General features: G+C 68.3%; 15 protein-coding genes. 9 read left to right on the forward strand and 6 right to left on the reverse strand.

Annotation, left to right across the window (positions count from 1 at the left end; translation table 11 throughout):
* The first annotated feature begins 6 nt into the window (after window positions 1-6).
* The 4 genes from P3102_RS06625 (at window position 7) to P3102_RS06640 (ending at window position 3,671) form a co-directional block, all read left to right on the forward strand.
* A complete protein-coding gene (locus P3102_RS06625) occupies window positions 7-1,893 on the forward strand; it encodes a copper-binding protein (RefSeq protein ID WP_276367397.1) in 1,887 nt (628 codons plus the stop codon).
* A gap of 275 nt (window positions 1,894-2,168) precedes the next feature.
* Window positions 2,169-3,032 carry a sigma-70 family RNA polymerase sigma factor gene (locus P3102_RS06630; RefSeq protein ID WP_276367399.1) on the forward strand — a complete coding sequence of 288 codons (864 nt, stop codon included), beginning with the start codon at window positions 2,169-2,171 and terminating at the stop codon, window positions 3,030-3,032.
* A gap of 28 nt (window positions 3,033-3,060) precedes the next feature.
* On the forward strand, window positions 3,061-3,537 hold the full coding sequence (locus P3102_RS06635; RefSeq protein WP_276367400.1) for a carboxymuconolactone decarboxylase family protein: 477 nt from the start codon (window positions 3,061-3,063) through the stop codon (window positions 3,535-3,537).
* Window positions 3,537-3,671 carry a hypothetical protein gene (locus P3102_RS06640; RefSeq protein ID WP_276367402.1) on the forward strand — a complete coding sequence of 45 codons (135 nt, stop codon included), beginning with the start codon at window positions 3,537-3,539 and terminating at the stop codon, window positions 3,669-3,671. Before P3102_RS06635 ends, P3102_RS06640 begins: the two co-directional genes overlap by 1 nt.
* 134 nt (window positions 3,672-3,805) lie before the next feature.
* Here the strand turns inward: P3102_RS06640 and P3102_RS06645 are convergent, their stop codons facing one another.
* Window positions 3,806-5,551: a BCCT family transporter gene (locus tag P3102_RS06645; protein ID WP_276367403.1), complete on the reverse strand. Its 1,746-nt coding sequence runs from the start codon at window positions 5,549-5,551 to the stop codon at window positions 3,806-3,808.
* 215 nt (window positions 5,552-5,766) lie between these two features.
* Window positions 5,767-5,910 carry a hypothetical protein gene (locus P3102_RS06650; protein WP_276367405.1) on the reverse strand — a complete coding sequence of 48 codons (144 nt, stop codon included), beginning with the start codon at window positions 5,908-5,910 and terminating at the stop codon, window positions 5,767-5,769.
* An 86-nt stretch (window positions 5,911-5,996) separates the two neighbouring features.
* Here P3102_RS06650 and P3102_RS06655 point away from each other — a divergent pair, with 86 nt between their 5' ends.
* Window positions 5,997-6,953: a helix-turn-helix domain-containing protein gene (locus tag P3102_RS06655; RefSeq protein WP_276367407.1), complete on the forward strand. Its 957-nt coding sequence runs from the start codon at window positions 5,997-5,999 to the stop codon at window positions 6,951-6,953.
* 9 nt (window positions 6,954-6,962) lie between these two features.
* Here the strand turns inward: P3102_RS06655 and P3102_RS06660 are convergent, their stop codons facing one another.
* Window positions 6,963-7,151 carry a hypothetical protein gene (locus P3102_RS06660; RefSeq protein WP_276367408.1) on the reverse strand — a complete coding sequence of 63 codons (189 nt, stop codon included), beginning with the start codon at window positions 7,149-7,151 and terminating at the stop codon, window positions 6,963-6,965.
* A 323-nt stretch (window positions 7,152-7,474) separates the two neighbouring features.
* Between P3102_RS06660 and P3102_RS06665 the strand changes: the two genes are divergently transcribed.
* Together P3102_RS06665 and P3102_RS06670 are read left to right on the forward strand one after the other, a co-directional pair.
* Window positions 7,475-8,038 carry a TetR/AcrR family transcriptional regulator gene (locus P3102_RS06665; protein WP_276367409.1) on the forward strand — a complete coding sequence of 188 codons (564 nt, stop codon included), beginning with the start codon at window positions 7,475-7,477 and terminating at the stop codon, window positions 8,036-8,038.
* Window positions 8,039-8,058: 20 nt separating this feature from the next.
* Complete coding sequence (locus tag P3102_RS06670; RefSeq protein ID WP_276367410.1) at window positions 8,059-9,255, forward strand: FAD-dependent monooxygenase; 1,197 nt, start codon at window positions 8,059-8,061, stop codon at window positions 9,253-9,255.
* A 286-nt stretch (window positions 9,256-9,541) separates the two neighbouring features.
* Here the strand turns inward: P3102_RS06670 and P3102_RS06675 are convergent, their stop codons facing one another.
* From P3102_RS06675 to P3102_RS06685, 3 genes are all read right to left on the reverse strand, one after another.
* Entirely contained in the window at window positions 9,542-10,615 is a 1,074-nt protein-coding gene (locus P3102_RS06675; RefSeq protein ID WP_276371022.1) for an IS30 family transposase, read from the reverse strand.
* A gap of 538 nt (window positions 10,616-11,153) precedes the next feature.
* Complete coding sequence (locus P3102_RS06680; protein ID WP_276367411.1) at window positions 11,154-11,903, reverse strand: SDR family NAD(P)-dependent oxidoreductase; 750 nt, start codon at window positions 11,901-11,903, stop codon at window positions 11,154-11,156.
* Complete coding sequence (locus tag P3102_RS06685; RefSeq protein WP_276367412.1) at window positions 11,891-13,066, reverse strand: glycosyltransferase 87 family protein; 1,176 nt, start codon at window positions 13,064-13,066, stop codon at window positions 11,891-11,893. Before P3102_RS06685 ends, P3102_RS06680 begins: the two co-directional genes overlap by 13 nt.
* Before the next feature lie 135 nt (window positions 13,067-13,201).
* Between P3102_RS06685 and P3102_RS06690 the strand changes: the two genes are divergently transcribed.
* On the forward strand, window positions 13,202-14,107 hold the full coding sequence (locus P3102_RS06690) for an AraC family transcriptional regulator (RefSeq protein ID WP_276367413.1): 906 nt from the start codon (window positions 13,202-13,204) through the stop codon (window positions 14,105-14,107).
* 77 nt (window positions 14,108-14,184) lie between these two features.
* Entirely contained in the window at window positions 14,185-15,030 is an 846-nt protein-coding gene (locus tag P3102_RS06695) for a carbohydrate-binding protein (protein ID WP_276367414.1), read from the forward strand.
* Window positions 15,031-15,115 lie beyond the last annotated feature (85 nt).

Here is a 15,115-nt window from a genome sequence, read left to right on the forward strand (position 1 = left end):
CCTGCGATGTCCCCACGAACCCTCGTCGTGGCCTTGCTGGCCGCGGCGCTCGCGATAGCGGGCCTGGTGTTGCCGGGCTCGTCCACCCCCGCCGTCGCCGCCCCCGTCCAGACCCTGGAATGGACCGCGGGCGACAGCACCGACCACTACCTCAGCGCCCCGGCCACCGCGGTGGCGGGCGAGACCACGATCCTGTTCAAGAACACCGAAGCGCTCGGCTCGACGATGTCGCACACGCTGACCTTCGACACGTCGACCCCGGGCTACAACCACGACGTCATCCTCAACATCGTCGCCAACCCCTACGACGACAAGAACGGCGAACACCAGGCGACCGTGACGCTGTCCCCGGGGAAGTACCGGTACTACTGCACGATCCAGGGGCACAGCAAGATGTTCGGCGAGTTCGTCGTCACCGACGGCGGCGGCGCCGACACCACCCCGCCGACGGTGACCGCGAACGTCACCGGCACCAAGGACACCGCCGGGAACTACGTCGGTTCCGCGACGGTGAACCTGGCCGCTTCGGACAGTCAGTCCGGGGTGGACAAGGTCGAGTACCAGCTCGACGGCGGCGCCTGGACCGCGTACACGACACCCGTGGCGGTCTCCGCCGCCGGTGCGCACATGGTCCACTATCGCGCTTCGGACAAGGCGGGCAACGTCTCGCCGGAAGGAATGTCGTCGTTCACCGTCGTCACCGGGCAGCCGGGCGACACGACACCGCCGACGGTGACCTCCGAGGTGACGGGGACCAAGGACGGTGCGGGCAACTATCTCGACACCGCCACCGTGAAGCTCACCGCGACCGATGGCGACACTGGCGGCACCGGTGTCGCCAAGGTCGAGTACAAAGTGGACGAGGGCGCGTGGACCACGTACACCGCTCCTGTCGCGGTCTCCGCGCCTGGGACGCACATGGTCCACTACCGCGCTTCGGACAGGGCGGGCAACGTCTCGCCGGAGGGCATGGCGCACTTCACCATCGTCAGCGGTGACACCACCGCGCCGACGGTGACCACCGAGGTGACCGGCACCAAGGACACCGCCGGGAACTACGTCGGCAAGGCGACCGTGACCCTCACGGCCACCGACGCCGGCTCGGGTGTCGGCAAGGTCGAGTACCAGCTGAACGGCGGACCGTGGCTGACGTACTCGGCGCCGCTCGCGCTCACCGTCGTCGGCGCGCACACGGTGAAGTACCGCGCCACCGACAAGGCGGGCAACGTCTCGGCGGAAGGCACGGCGACGTTCACCATCGTCGAAGGCGACGACAGCACCGCGCCCGCCGTCTCGGTGGTGGTGAGCGGTGACCTGGACGGAAGCTGGTCCTATCTCGAGGACGCGACCATCAACCTGACCGCGACCGACACCGGGTCCGGCGTCGACAAGATCGAGTACAAAATGGACGGTGGGGCCTGGACGGTCTACACCGCGCCGGTGAAGGTGACCGCGCTGGGCACGCACACGCTGATTTACCGCGCGTCGGACAAGGCGGGCAACGTCTCGGCGGAACAGGGCGGCGCGTTCACCATCGTCGCCGCGCCGCCGGGCCCGGACGCCTGCCCGGACTCCGACGTCCGGGACACCGTGATCCTCGGCACGGCGGACAGCCAGGTCGAGAACCGCGACACCGGCGACGGCTGCACGATCAACGACGTGCTCGACGACGAGTCGGACTACTCGTCGAACGACCAGTTCGTGACCTACGTGCGGGCCGTGACCCAGGAACTGCTCGACGGCGAGGTCATCTCGTCCGACGAGCGGAACCTGATCGTCACGGCGGCTCTCGACTCCGGTATCGGCGGCTCGGCCGCCGAACCGCAGAAGCGGCCGGAGACGAAGAATCCCGGCATGAAGAAGTTCGTGAAGACGCCTATCCGGGACGTCTGAACGGCTCAAGACCGCCTCGGAGGTGGTGAAGGGGCCTTTCCTCGCATAGGAAGCGGGGAAGGCCCCTTCGCTTCGGTCTGGGTGACGCGACACGGAACTCGCGTGAGCAGAGGCTCCACACCCGAGTTACGTCTCCGATCACGCGAGTTACGTGCCTGAGCACGCGAGTTACGTCTCCGATCACGCGAGTCGCGTCCTCCAGGCCTGCATCGGTTACCTTTTTCGCGTCGCGTTCGTCATGTGCCTGACGGATTCGGCGCGAGGAAGGTATCGACATGACCGGCGAAGCCCTGGCCAGCGCGTTCGAGGAGCAGCGCGGGCGTCTGGTGGCCGTGGCACATCGGATGCTCGGTTCGCGCGCGGACGCCGAGGACGCCGTCCAGGAGGCATGGCTGCGGCTGGCCCGCCAGGACGCCGACACGATCGACAACCTGTCAGGCTGGCTGACCACCGTCGTCGGCCGGGTCTGCATCGACGTTCTGCGGTTCCGCAAGAACCGCCCCGAAGAGTTCTACGACGAGCCGCCCGAGCTGCTCGTACTCGAGGATTCACCGGAAGGGGACGCGCTGCTCGCCGAATCGATCGGCGTGGCGCTGGTCGTGGTGCTCGACACCCTCGGCCCGGCCGAGCGGCTGGCCTTCGTCCTGCACGATCTGTTCGGGGTCCCGTTCGCCGAGGTCGGCGAGATCCTCGGCAAATCCGCGGCCGCGGCCAAGATGCTCGCCAGCCGCGCCCGCCGGAAGGTGCGGGGACAGCCCCCGACCGACGAGCCGCGGCAACGTGCCGTCGTCGAGGCGTTCCTCGCGGCCGCACGCGAGGGAGACTTCGACGGGCTGATCGAGATGCTCGACCCCGGCGTGACGTGGCGTTCGCAGGGCAGGCACGGCGAGGTCGTGCGGCTCGGTGCGGCCGAGGTGGCCACGCGGGTCCAGCGCGGTGCGCGCGCCGCCGTCACCACCCGTCCCGCGCTGGTCGACGGCAAACCGGGGATCGTGTCGTGGAGCAGGACCGGCAAGCTGCTCGGTGTCATGTCGTGCACCGTCGTCGACGGCCGCATCGTCGGAATCGACTCCGTGAGTGACCCGCGTCGCCTCGCGGCCATGGGTGTTACCTCTCGGAAGTCCTCCTCGTCGAAGTAAGTGAACGCCGACGAGAAGGAGAAATACCATGCAGGCACGGCTCGAATTCCTCAAGACCGCTCTCGCGCCGAAGCTGGTGAAGCACCTCGTTTCGGCCGCGAAAGTCCTCGACGGCGGCGAACTTCCCTTGGCGACAAGGGAACTGGTGAACATCCGGGCCAGCCAGATCAACGGCTGCTCGGGCTGCCTCGACATGCACACCAAGGACGCGGCGCACGCGGGGGAGACCACGACCCGGCTGAACCTGGTCGCGTGCTGGCGCGAGGCGACGGTCTTCACCGAGGCCGAACGCGCCGCGCTGGAACTCACCGAGCAGGGCTGCCGTCTCGCCGACGGCAGCGGTGTCACCGACGAGGCGTGGGCGGCCGCCGCCCGGCACTACGACGACGAGCAGCTCGTGGCGTTGGTGACCCAGATCGCGCTCATCAACGCCTTCAACCGGCTGAACGTCCTCACCCGGCAGCCGGCGGGGGACTACACGCCGGGTCAGGTCGCGGGGCACTGATGGACACCGCACTGATGGACACCGCACTGTGGATCGTCGCCGGTCTGCCTGCCGTCATGTATCTCGTGTCCGGCGCCGGAAAACTGTTTCTGCGAAGGGAAAAGCTCGCCGGGATGGCGTCGGCCGCGGGCTGAGTGCTGGCTTTCGGCCCCGGCACGGTGAAGCTGATCGGAGTGGTCGCGCGGCGTGCCTGACGTGCCCGAGGTACATGAAGGCCCCCATCCTTGCGCCTGGGTACAGGATGGGGGCCTTCACGTACTTTATGAGATCAGGTGCGCTGCTTCGACCGCCCGAGGATGCGACGGCGGCCGTGGCCGTTGGTGCGTTCCTCGTGCAGTTCCTTCAGTGACAACATCATCGCGTCTTCCTGCTGCATCAGCGGGTCGTTGCGCAGGTCCTTCCAGACCGACACGCACAAGCCGACCATCACGAACACGAACGGCACCGCGATCAGGATGGTGAGATTCTGCAGACCGGTCAGCGCCTTGTTTCCGCCGACCAGCAGCATCACCGCCGCGACGGCGCCCATCAGCACGCCCCAGAAGATCACGACGGTCTTCTTCGGATGCACGGTTCCGCGCTGGGACAGGGTGCCCATCACCACCGACGCCGCGTCCGCACCGGAGACGAAGAAGATGGACACCAGGATCATCACCAGGATCGCGATCGGGAGGAACCACGGCAGGGTCTCGAGCAGTTCGAACGTCGCCGACTGGGCACTGCCCGCGCCCGCGATGTCCGTCCCGGCCCGTTGCCTGCTGATCGCCGCGCCACCGAAGATCGCGAACCAGACGAGGCTCACGACGCTCGGGATCGCGATGACCCCGAAGATGAACTGACGGATGGTGCGGCCGCGCGAGATCCGCGCGATGAACATGCCGACGAAGGGCGTCCACGAGATCCACCACGCCCAGTAGAAGACCGTCCAGCCGCCGAGCCAGGTCTGCATCTCCTCGCCACCGGTCATCCCGGTGCGGCCGGACATCTCGGCCAGCTCGCGGAAGTAGTCGCCGATCGCGCCCGGCACGATGTTGAGGATCAGCACGGTCGGCCCGACCACCAGCACGAACACCGCGAGCACCGCGGCGAGCACCATGTTGATGTTGGACAACCATTGGATCCCCTTGGCCACCCCGGAAACCGCCGAAGCGATGAAGGCGATGGTGAGGATCGCGATGATCGCGACCAGCAGGCCCTTGCCGGGGTCGTCGATCCAGCCGACGGCGCCCATCCCACCGCCGACCTGCAGCGCGCCGAGGCCGAGGGACGCGGCCGAACCGAACAGGGTGGCGAAGATCGCCATGATGTCGATCGCCTTGCCCAGCGGGCCTTCGGTGCGCCGCTTGCCGATCAGCGGCGCGAACACCGAACTGATCAGCTGGGTGCGGCCCTTGCGGAAGGTGCTGTAGGCGATCGCGAGACCGACGACCGCGTAGATCGCCCACGGGTGCACGGTCCAGTGGAACAACGTCGTCGCCATCGCGGTGTGGACGGCTTCGTCGGAATTCGGGGCCGCGGTACCCGGCGGCGGGCTCGCGAGGTGGGAGACCGGTTCGTACACCCCGAAGAACATCAGGCCGATGCCCATCCCGGCGCTGAACATCATCGCGATCCACGACGAGGTCCGGAATTCCGGCAGTTCCTTGTCCCCGCCCAGCGGGATCCGACCGTAGCGGCTTATGGCCAGACAGACCGCGAAGAGCACGAAACCGCTCGCTGTCAGCACGAAGGCCCAGCCGCCGTACGGGATCACGGCGTCGTTCAACAGGGTCGAAGCGACACTGGCGAGGTTTTCCGGGGCCAGCACACCCCAGACGATGATCGCGAGCGCGAGTGCCGCGGCCACCCCGAACACGGTCCGGTCGGTCTCGGCGGGGCGGTCGGAGGCGAGGTCGAGGGGGACGTGTTCATCGGGCGGATGGCCCGGGCCGGTCGTATCCGGTGCGTGGGCGAGGTCCGTCGCCGTCTCCGCGCCGACCTCTTCTGCCGCTTGTTTACCGTCCTGCGAACTCATGTTCAGCCACGCGCCGATGACAGCGCGATCTCCTTCCGCCCGAGTTAACCCGTTTGCACCACTGCACCCTAACCAGAAAACTGGTAACCGGCAGAAAAGCGGGAGAAGAGGTTTAACCCGGTACAGGCGGTTTGACCTCGGCGGATGTAAAGTCCCTCAGCGGCCTCGGCGGGGACGTGTCCCTCGTGACAGCGGCATCGCCGGCGTGGCGGCGTTCAGACGGTGGTGCCGCCCTTCCAGAAGGGGCGGCCGAGCGGGTCGCCTCCGGCGACGTCCGGGCGTCCTTGTCGCTGGTGGTTGCGGTTCAGGAAGTAGGTGACGAGGGCGACCAGGGCGAGGGTGACGATGATTGCGGTCATGGCAGTAAGTTTGCGCTACGGTAGATCCTGCCAGAAGTGGCAGTTCCGACGTTGTTCGGCAAAATCCTGCCAGCTATGCTCGGTCCATGCTGAAGAGTGTCGCCGTGGTGCTGCTGGACGACTTCGCCGCCTTCGAGTTCGGCGTCGTCTGCGAGGTGTTCGGCTACGACCGCACTGAGGACGGGGTGCCCCTGCTCGACTTTCGTGTGTGCGGGGAGCGGGCAGGCGAGCCGCTCAGCCTGGGCCACGGCGTCAAGGTGACGCCGGAACACGGTCTCGAAGCGACCGAGGACGCGGACCTCGTCGTCGTCCCCGCCTGTGACGTGCGCGACGAGTATCCGCCCGCGGTCCTCGAAGCGCTCCGCGCGGTTTCGGCGCGGGGCGCGACACTGCTTTCGGTCTGCACCGGGGCTTTCGTGCTGGGCGCCGCCGGCCTGCTCGACGGGCGGCGGTGCACGAACCACTGGCGGCACAGCGCCGGCTTCCGCACGCGGTTTCCCGAGGCGCGGCTGGATCCGGACGTCCTCTTCGTCGACGACGGCGACATCATCACCAGCGCCGGAACGGCCGCCGGCATCGACGCCTGCCTGCATCTGGTCCGGCGCGAACTCGGCTCCGCCGCGGCCACCGCGATCGCCCGGCGCATGGTGGTGCCGCCGCAGCGCGAGGGCGGGCAACGTCAGTTCGTCGAGGTGCCGATCCCGGAGTGCACCGGTGAAAGTCTTCAGCCGGTGCTCACCTGGATGCTCGACACCATCGCCCACGAACACTCCGTCGCCGATCTCGCCCGCCGGGCCCGGATGTCCGAGCGCACCTTCGCCCGCAAGTTCGTCGCCGAGACGGGCACCACCCCGCACCGATGGCTTTCGACGCAACGGGTCCTGCACGCGAGGTCGCTGCTGGAGGAGACGACGATGGGCATCGACGAGGTCGCGCGCCGCTGCGGGTTCGGCTCGGGAGCCCTGCTGCGCCACCATTTCCACAAGGTCGTCGGGGTTTCGCCGCAGGATTATCGCCGGACTTTCGCGCCTCAGCGTGTCTGACGAACCGGCCTAACCCTTGGGTGCCTTGTCGAACAGGCCGAGGGACTGGGCGATCGCCGTTCCGCCCGCCAGCAAACCGAGCGGCAGCGTCTTGGCCCAGAAGGCGTCGACGTCGAGCGAGATGAGCAACGCGAGAAGCCCGCCCGCCAACGCGGCCAGGACGAGCATGCCCAGTGCGAGGCGAGGTTTCGAGACCATGTGTCCTCCAAGAAAGATCCGGAAGGGCAAGCCTCGTGGGGGTCGCGAGGTGAAACGAGGTCATTTTTGCCGCGCCCGGACTGCGGAGTGAGTCCCAGGCGTGAGCGCGTTCGCGGGGCACCATCGGCGCCGGTGGACGACGCCGAGGCGCGGGGAAAGACCATCGCCGCGCTCTGCCACGGACGCGCCGCGCGTCGCGACGATGGCTCGATGACCGCGTGGTGGAGCCGCCGAACGTGGCGTGACCACCGAGTTTGCGCCGTGGACAAATCCGGGCATACGATCAGGGCAGTCGTACAGGACGAATGCCCTAGGAGGCGAAGGTGGCAGGATTCCCGGCGGCGGAACGTGGTCAGGCCGTGCGGCGGCGGTTGCTCGAGGCGGCCGTCGCGCTGGTGCCCGAACTCGGCTGGTCCGCGGTCAGCACGCGAATCCTGGCCGACCGCGCCGGTGTCGCGCCGAGTGTCGTGCACTACCACTTCCCCTCCTTGCCGGCTTTGGTGATCGAGGCCGTGCTGGGGGCGATGCGAGAGGTCGCCGTCGCCTTCGAACCGGCGCTGGAAACGGCCGAGACACCTGCCGACGCGGTGGACGCGCTGCTGACGTCCGTCGGCGAGTATTCCGGCGCCGACCCGACGTCGTTGCTGTTCGCCGAGGCCTACCTCGCCGCGACCCGTGATGACACCTTGCGTGAGGGCATCCGCGAAATCCTCGCCGGTATGCGCACCCGATTCGGTGGCTGGTTGGCGCACCGTGGCGTGGCCGAAGCCGAAGACACGGCCGCGGTGCTTTTCGCGGCGGTGGACGGGCTTCTGCTGCACCGGGCGCTCGGCCCGGAGTCCGGCCGCGATGTCTCCCCGGCCGTCCTGCGCAGGCTGGTCGGCTGAACCGAGAGGGAGGAAACCCGATGAAGGTGGCGATCTGCGGTGCCGGGATCACCGGACTGGCGCTGGCGCACCGGCTCGCGGCGTCGGACGTCGAAGTCGTCGTGCTGGAACGCGCCACGGGGCCGCGGGAGCAGGGCTACATGATCGACTTCTTCGGCCCCGGCTTCGACGCGGTCGAGGAGATGGGCTTGCGGCCCCAGGTCGAAGACGTGGCACATCAAGTGAACGAAGCGACTTTGCTGGACGAACGTGGCCGCCGCCGGGCGGCGATCGACTACGTCCGGTTCGCCAAGTCGTTGCGGGGCAGGCTCCGCAGCATCATGCGGCCCGATCTGGAACGCGTCCTGCGCACCGGACTTCCGTCCACGGTGGACGTCCGGTTCGGCGCAGGCGTCACGGGTGTCGAGGACCTCGGTGACCGCGTGCGGATCACGCCGGCGAACGGCGAGACACTCGATGCCGACGTGCTGGTCGGGGCCGATGGAATCCACTCGACCGTGCGAAGGCTGGTCTTCGGTGACGAGAGCCGGTATTTCCGCTACCTCGGTTTCCACACGGCGGCCTTCGTCTTCGAGGACGAAGAGATCCGTGCGCAAGTGGGGGAGCGGTTCTGCCTGACCGACACCATCGGGAGGCAGATGGGTTTCTACGGTCTCCGCGACGGCAAGCTCGCGGCGTTCGCCGTACACCGTACGACCGAGCCGGCCCTGCCTGACGACGCGCGAGCGGCACTGCGCGCGAAGTACGGTTCGCTCGGTTGGGCGGTCCCCCAAGCCCTCGATCTCTGCCCGCCCTCCCGCGAGGTGTACTACGACCAGGTCGCGCAGATCGAGATGCCGTCCTGGAGCCGCGGTCGCGTCGTCCTCGTCGGCGATTCCTGTTACGCCGTCTCGCTTCTCGCCGGCCAAGGCGCTTCGATCGGAATCGCGGGCGCGTTCGTCCTGGCCGAACAGCTCACCCGATCGGCCTCGATCGAGGCCGCGTTCGCGGCGTACGAAAAGCTGGTCCGCCCGGTGGTGACCGAGAAGCAACAGGTCGCCCGCCGGGGTGCGCGATGGTTCCTGCCCGCCAACCGGCTCCTGCTCCAGGCACGCCGCGGTTTCCTTCGGATGGCACGGCTTCCGGGTCTCGAACGACCACTCGCGGCCGCCGTCACGGGAAAGTCGTCGGCGCTGGTGACGAAGCTGGGGCGAGGGGCCGAGATCCGAAGCCGGTGATGGCGCTGTCGGGGTCGATTCCGGCAGCTGCACGCTCTAGGATCTCGGCGTCGTTGGGTCGCGCGGGTGGCTGAGGTCTTGCGGCTCGTTGGCGCGCTCGACGCGACCTGGGCGGCGTGCCTTCGCTGGGTGCCCCGTGGCGGCGCAGCATGACTGATGTGACTGCCGTTCTGGGCTGTTGCACTGCGTTGTCGAGAGGAAAGTCGACCTGTCGTGTAAGGCGTGTGGTCTTGAAGTCCGTGAAGGCCTCCTTGAGGGACCCAGGGTCCCTCAAGGAGGGGCGGATTCACATGGTGGTTGCAACACGCATTGTTTGTTGGTTGGAGAGTAGTGCTTCGAGGGCTTCGGCGGGTGTGTGCCAGTCGAGGGTTTCGCGGGGGCGGCCGTTGAGTTCGGCGGCGACTCGTGCGAGGTCTGCGGCGGTGTGCTGGGACAGGTCGGTGCTTGTGGGGAAGTATTGGCGGAGTAGGCCGTTGGTGTTCTCGTTGGTTCCGCGTTGCCAGGGTGCGTGTGGGTCGCAGAAGTAGATGTCGATCCCGGTGGCCAGGGTGATCTTTTTGTGGTGGGCCATTTCCTTGCCCTGGTCCCAGGTCAAGGATTTCAGCAGCAGCGGCGGCAGCGTCTGGATGGTCTCGGTCATGGCGTGAGCGACGGTGGCGGCGTCGCGTCCGTGGGGCAGGTGCAGCAGCATCACGAACCGGGTCGATCGTTCGACCAGGGTCCCGATCGCGGATTTGTTGTTCTTGCCCAGGATCAGGTCGCCTTCCCAATGCCCGGGGACGGCGCGGTCGGCGGCCTCGGCGGGCCGTTCGGAGATGTTGACCATGTCGGGGATCCTGCCCGCGGGCCGGGCCCGGCGGGCCTGGGCCTGCCGGCGGGGCATCCGCAGTGCCCGCCCGGTCCGCAACGCCTGGGTGAGTTCGCGGCGCAGCGCGCCTTTTCCCTGGACATACAGTGCTTGGTAGATCGTTTCGTGGGACACCCGCATCTCCGGCTGGTCGGGGAACTCCAGCACCAGTCTCCGCGCGATCTGACGCGGGGACCATTTACGGTTCAGCCTGTCCTGCACCACGTCCCGCAACACGGTGTCCGCGGCCAGTTTCGCGGCCTTCGGGCGTTTCGCACGGTTCTCGGCCGTGTGCTGCGCGCTGACAGCCCGATAGCGGCCGGAGGAACCGGTGTTGCGGGCCAGCTCGCGGGACACGGTCGAGGCCGGCCGGGCGATCGCCCGCCCGATCGCCCGGGGCCCCTGGCCCGCGGCTTTCAGGCAGGCGATCTCTTCCCGCTCGGCCAGGCTCAACCGGAGGGGACCAGGCCGAGCAGGTGCGTTACCGATCACCCCGCCAGCCTGCCGGAACAACCGCACCCCCGTCGTCGGGGACAGCCCCACCGCCCGGGCCGCCGGCTTCGCCGCCAGCCCGGCCCGGACCCGCTCCCAAAACTCCACCCGCACCGACCGCGGCAACCACCGATGAACCCGCACCACAACCCCACCCCCCATCAGACGGTGTTGCAACAACCCCATGACTCCGAGAGGCCTTCACGGACTTGCCACCCATACGGGCACGTTTGCCCTACCCTTTTGCCATCGAGACCTCCGCCGCGAAAACTCGCGAATAGTGAATCCGTCCTGCAAGTATCCTCTGTGGACAGTGTTGGAGATGCTGGAACTCTTCGGCGAGTTCGCTCTCGTGTCCAGAGCACCACCTTCGTTTCGCGTCTCGGTTCCCCAGTCGGGTCGAGGGCGGTGAAAGCAGGTGCCCGTCTTGGGCTTCATGGACTTTGCTCCCGGCGGGCACAGGCGAGTGCCCGTGCTCAAGCCGGTGAACACGCGAGTCGCGGCCAAGAAGAACCTGCCTGTGGGGGCGGGTTCTGCGTCAGTCGACACAGAGTCCCGGTCACCACGTGGGACGGGCCGACACGCCCCCGTCCACGGTCAGGTCGTGCCCCGTGATCCAGGCCGCGAGCGGCGAGGCGAGGAACAGGCAAGCGTTCGCGACGTCGTCGGGTGTGCCGAGTCTGCCCAGGGGCGCGGCCTGCTGCCAGCGTCGGACGCCCTCGGGCCAGGCGGCGCCGAGGCCGGGGCGGTCGATCAGGCCGGGGGAGACGGCGTTGACGCGGATGCCCCGCGAGCCGTACTCGAGTGCGGCGGCGCGGGCGTGCATGACCAAAGCGGCCTTCGCGCTGCTGTAGTGCGCGTGGCCTGGCGCGGGCTGGGCCGCTTCGATCGAGGCGATGTGGACGACACTGCCGCCGGTCATCGACTCGGCCGCGGCTTGCGTGCACGAGAACGCGCTGGTGAGGTTCGCGTCGAGGACGGCGCGCCAGCTTTCGGCCGACATCCCCGGCAGGGGTTCGACAGGCTGCACGCCGGCGTTGTTGACCAGGGTGTCCAGTCGCCCGGTCCAGGCCGCCGCGGCGGCCACGAGCCGTCGGCATTCGCCGTCGTCGGTGAGGTCGGCGCCGAACGCCTTGGCGGTGCCGCCCGCCTCCTGAATTCGCTCGACGACGGCGAGCGCCGAGGCCTCGTCGCGGTGGTAGTGCACGGCGACGGCGCTGCCGGCTTCCGCGAAACGCCGGGCGATGCCGCGGCCGATACCGCCGCCGGCCCCGGTGACGAGCGTGGTGGTGCCGGTCAGGTCGAGCATCGAGATCCTTCCCGTAGCGCGAACACGGCCGCGACGACGACGAACACCAGGCCCGCGAGGACGTAGCAGTTTCCCAGCCATTGCTGGGCGGTCGTCCACGTCTGGCCGGGTCGGTCGAAGGCGGGGAAGTACCGGAAAGGCGCGGCGACGAAGATCGTGGCGACGACGCCGGTGAGGGCGAGCCAAGCCACCTTCCGGCGCCCGAGCACCACATAGGCGGCAGTGGTGAACAGCGCCGGAGCGATCCACACCCAGTGATGCGACCACGACGTCGGCGAGATGAGCAGGGCGAACGTCGCGTTCAGCAGCAGCGCGGGCACGATCGCCGAGCGGTACATGGTCAGCGTCACCAAAACCAGGAGCACGCAGGTGAGAACGATCCACAGCGGCTTCGCGGGGTCGGCACCGAACCGGGCCAGCACGGCCTGCAGGGTCTGGTTGGTGTGGAACGAGGTGCCGCTGATGCCGGACGCCCCGGCGAGCCCGCCGAACCAGTACCGCGCGGAGGCCTCCGGCGCGACCGCGAACGCGACGGCCGAGGCGGCCACGAACGTGCCCATCGCGGTCAGCGCGCCGCGGAAGTCCTTGCGTACCAGAAAGAACAGCAGGAACGCCATCGGCGTCAGCTTGACGGCGGCGGCGAGGCCGACGCCGATGCCCCGGTAGCGGCCCCGTGCCAGCAGGCAGTCGGCCGCGACGAGGCCCATCAGCGGCAGGTTGATCTGGCCGAAGCCGAGCGTTTGGCGGACCGGTTCGAGGAACAGCGCCGGAGTGATCGCCAGCGCCGCGACGAGCATCGCCTTCCGCCGGTCCCCGGACGGCCACAGCGTGCGGGTGATCGCGTAGAACGTGATCCCCAGCGCCCCCAGGCCGAGTGCGAACAGCAGGAGCACCGCGCCGGTCCAAGGCATCAGCGCCAGCGGTGTGAGCACCAGCGCGGCGAACGGCGGATAGATGAACAGCAGCGGGATACCGGCATCGGAAAGCGGCAGGGCGCCGTAGAGGTCGCCACCGGCCCAGAGGGTGTCGACGCCGAACCGGTAGATCTCGAGGTCGCTGTGGGAATCGCCCGCCGTCGCCCACACCACGGCGGCCGCCGGCACCAAGGCGGCGAACGCGCCGAGCGACCACCGGGCCCGACCGCGCGACTGGGCAGGAGACATCGCGTGGTGACCCTTCGGACGTGCGTCGATGATCGCGACTGTACCGCTCGGGTGAGAAGCGACTTCCGTCGGCAGTCAGCACACCACATATTGGTCTAGACTTTTCCTTCCCAGTGTGGTGAAAGGGACCGGACCATGCGCGGAACGACGGTGTTGCCCAGGACGCCCTGCCTGAAACCGAAGGCGGGGGAATTGCCCTTGCATCGGCTGGAGGTCCGGGCGCCGGACGCCCTGCCGTTCACGGTCGGGACCTTCGACACGATCGGGCCGATGTCGCGGGCGGCGTTCCCGCATCGGCACACGTTCTACGAAATCGTCCATGTCACCGGCGGCACCGGTGACCACGTCATCGATTTCACGCGCTGGGAATTGGGGCCACCGCAGCTCGCGGTCATAACGCCGGGGCAGGTGCATCATTGGGATGCCCGCGATCTCAACGGATTCGTCGTGTTGTTCACCGACGATTTCCTGCTCGAACATCCGGCCGACCGCGAAACCCTCCGGCGGCTGAGTCAGCAGCCGTGGCGGCTCGACGAACGCGCGGCCGAGGAGACGGCCCGGCTGGTCGCGGAATTGGACGAGGAATTCCGTTGTGGCGGGCAGGGGACCGATTCGGTGCTGCGAGCCCTGATGCACGTGTTGATCGTGCGCGCGGGACGGCTTCCGGGGCTGGCGGATCCACGTCCGCCTGCCAGGGCTCAGGCGGTGGGAACGGAGTTCGCCCGGCTGCTCGGGCGGCCCGACCTGGGACTCTGGTCGGTCGGCGCGCTCGCGGAACGCATCGGCGTCACACCGGGATATCTGACCGACGCGGTGAAAACGGCGACCGGCCGGACGGCGGCACAACTGATGCGCGAAGCGAGGACACGGGAGGCGAAACGGTTTCTGCTCGGCACGGATCTCACCGTCCGGCAGGTCGCCAGCCGGGTCGGTTTCTCGGATCCCGCCTATTTCTGCCGGTTCTTCCGACGAGAAACGGGACTGAGCCCCGGCGATTATCGCCGGACCGGTGACGCGGCCCCGGAGATTCACCACGACTGACCAAGTCAGTCCATCGTCCGGAGCTGATCTTCTCCATACCGTCGAGGGTGATTCCCGAAGCCCCACGAGGAGCAGGTATGGACGAAGAGAACAAGCTCAGCCGAAAGACTGTGCTGAAGGCGGCACTGGCCGCCGGGGTCGCCGCACCGGTCGCGTTGATCGGCGGCCCCGCGCTCGCGCGCACCACCGTCGCGAGCGGCCAGGCACCCGAGCTGACCCCGGCCTGTGACGACGGAGACGACCCGACCCCGCCGCAGACCGAAGGTCCTTACTTCAAGCCGAACTCTCCGCAGCGCACCTCGCTGGTCACGTCGGGTACACCGGGCACGAGGCTCACCGTGTCCGGCTACGTGTTCGGGCTCGGCTGCCTGCCGATCTCGCGAGTGCTGCTGGACTTCTGGCAGGCCGACGTCAACGGCGCCTATGACAACGTGGGGTACACCTTCCGCGGTCACCAGTTCACCAACGACCAGGGCGCGTTCTCGCTGAGCACCATCGTGCCCGGCCTCTACCCCGGTCGTACGCGGCACATCCACGTCAAGGTCCAGGCCCCCGGCAGGCCGGTGCTGACCACGCAGCTCTACTTCCCCAACGAGCCGCGCAACAACACCGACTCGATCTTCGACCCGCGGTTGCTGATGACCGTGCGGGACTCGGGTTCGGACAAGCAGGCGGCGTTCGACTTCGTGCTGAACGTGCCGCAGACGTCGACCACCCGGCCGACCAGTACGACACCGACGACGCCGACGACACCGACTTCGACCTCCAACCCGCCCGGCGGGACGACCTGGGCCGTGGGAACCGGCTATTCCTCGGGTACCCGGGTCACCTACAGCGGTCGCGGTTATGTGTGCTTGCAGGCGCACACGGCCCAGCCCGGCTGGGAGCCGCCGTCCACACCCGCGTTGTGGCGCGCGGAGTGACGGACAACCGCTGCGGAGGGAGATAAACGCGGGTGGACTCCCGCCGCCGGGACCCACACCCCCGGCGGCGGGGTCCACCCGCTTT

Origin of the sequence: Amycolatopsis sp. QT-25, from assembly GCF_029369745.1 — a bacterium.
Lineage (GTDB): Bacteria > Actinomycetota > Actinomycetes > Mycobacteriales > Pseudonocardiaceae > Amycolatopsis.

Bases quoted from the DNA above. Each gene is read 5' to 3' on its own strand.
- P3102_RS06670 (WP_276367410.1), top strand. From the start codon at position 8,059: ATGAAGGTGGCGATCTGCGGTGCCGGGATCACCGGACTGGCGCTGGCG.
- P3102_RS06635 (WP_276367400.1), top strand. From the start codon at position 3,061: ATGCAGGCACGGCTCGAATTCCTCAAGACCGCTCTCGCGCCGAAGCTG.
- P3102_RS06655 (WP_276367407.1), top strand. From the start codon at position 5,997: ATGCTGAAGAGTGTCGCCGTGGTGCTGCTGGACGACTTCGCCGCCTTC.
- P3102_RS06650 (WP_276367405.1), bottom strand. From the start codon at position 5,910: ATGACCGCAATCATCGTCACCCTCGCCCTGGTCGCCCTCGTCACCTAC.
- P3102_RS06625 (WP_276367397.1), top strand. From the start codon at position 7: ATGTCCCCACGAACCCTCGTCGTGGCCTTGCTGGCCGCGGCGCTCGCG.
- P3102_RS06640 (WP_276367402.1), top strand. From the start codon at position 3,537: ATGGACACCGCACTGATGGACACCGCACTGTGGATCGTCGCCGGTCTG.
- P3102_RS06685 (WP_276367412.1), bottom strand. From the start codon at position 13,066: ATGTCTCCTGCCCAGTCGCGCGGTCGGGCCCGGTGGTCGCTCGGCGCG.
- P3102_RS06680 (WP_276367411.1), bottom strand. From the start codon at position 11,903: ATGCTCGACCTGACCGGCACCACCACGCTCGTCACCGGGGCCGGCGGC.
- P3102_RS06660 (WP_276367408.1), bottom strand. From the start codon at position 7,151: ATGGTCTCGAAACCTCGCCTCGCACTGGGCATGCTCGTCCTGGCCGCG.
- P3102_RS06630 (WP_276367399.1), top strand. From the start codon at position 2,169: ATGACCGGCGAAGCCCTGGCCAGCGCGTTCGAGGAGCAGCGCGGGCGT.
- P3102_RS06695 (WP_276367414.1), top strand. From the start codon at position 14,185: ATGGACGAAGAGAACAAGCTCAGCCGAAAGACTGTGCTGAAGGCGGCA.
- P3102_RS06690 (WP_276367413.1), top strand. From the start codon at position 13,202: ATGCGCGGAACGACGGTGTTGCCCAGGACGCCCTGCCTGAAACCGAAG.
- P3102_RS06645 (WP_276367403.1), bottom strand. From the start codon at position 5,551: ATGAGTTCGCAGGACGGTAAACAAGCGGCAGAAGAGGTCGGCGCGGAG.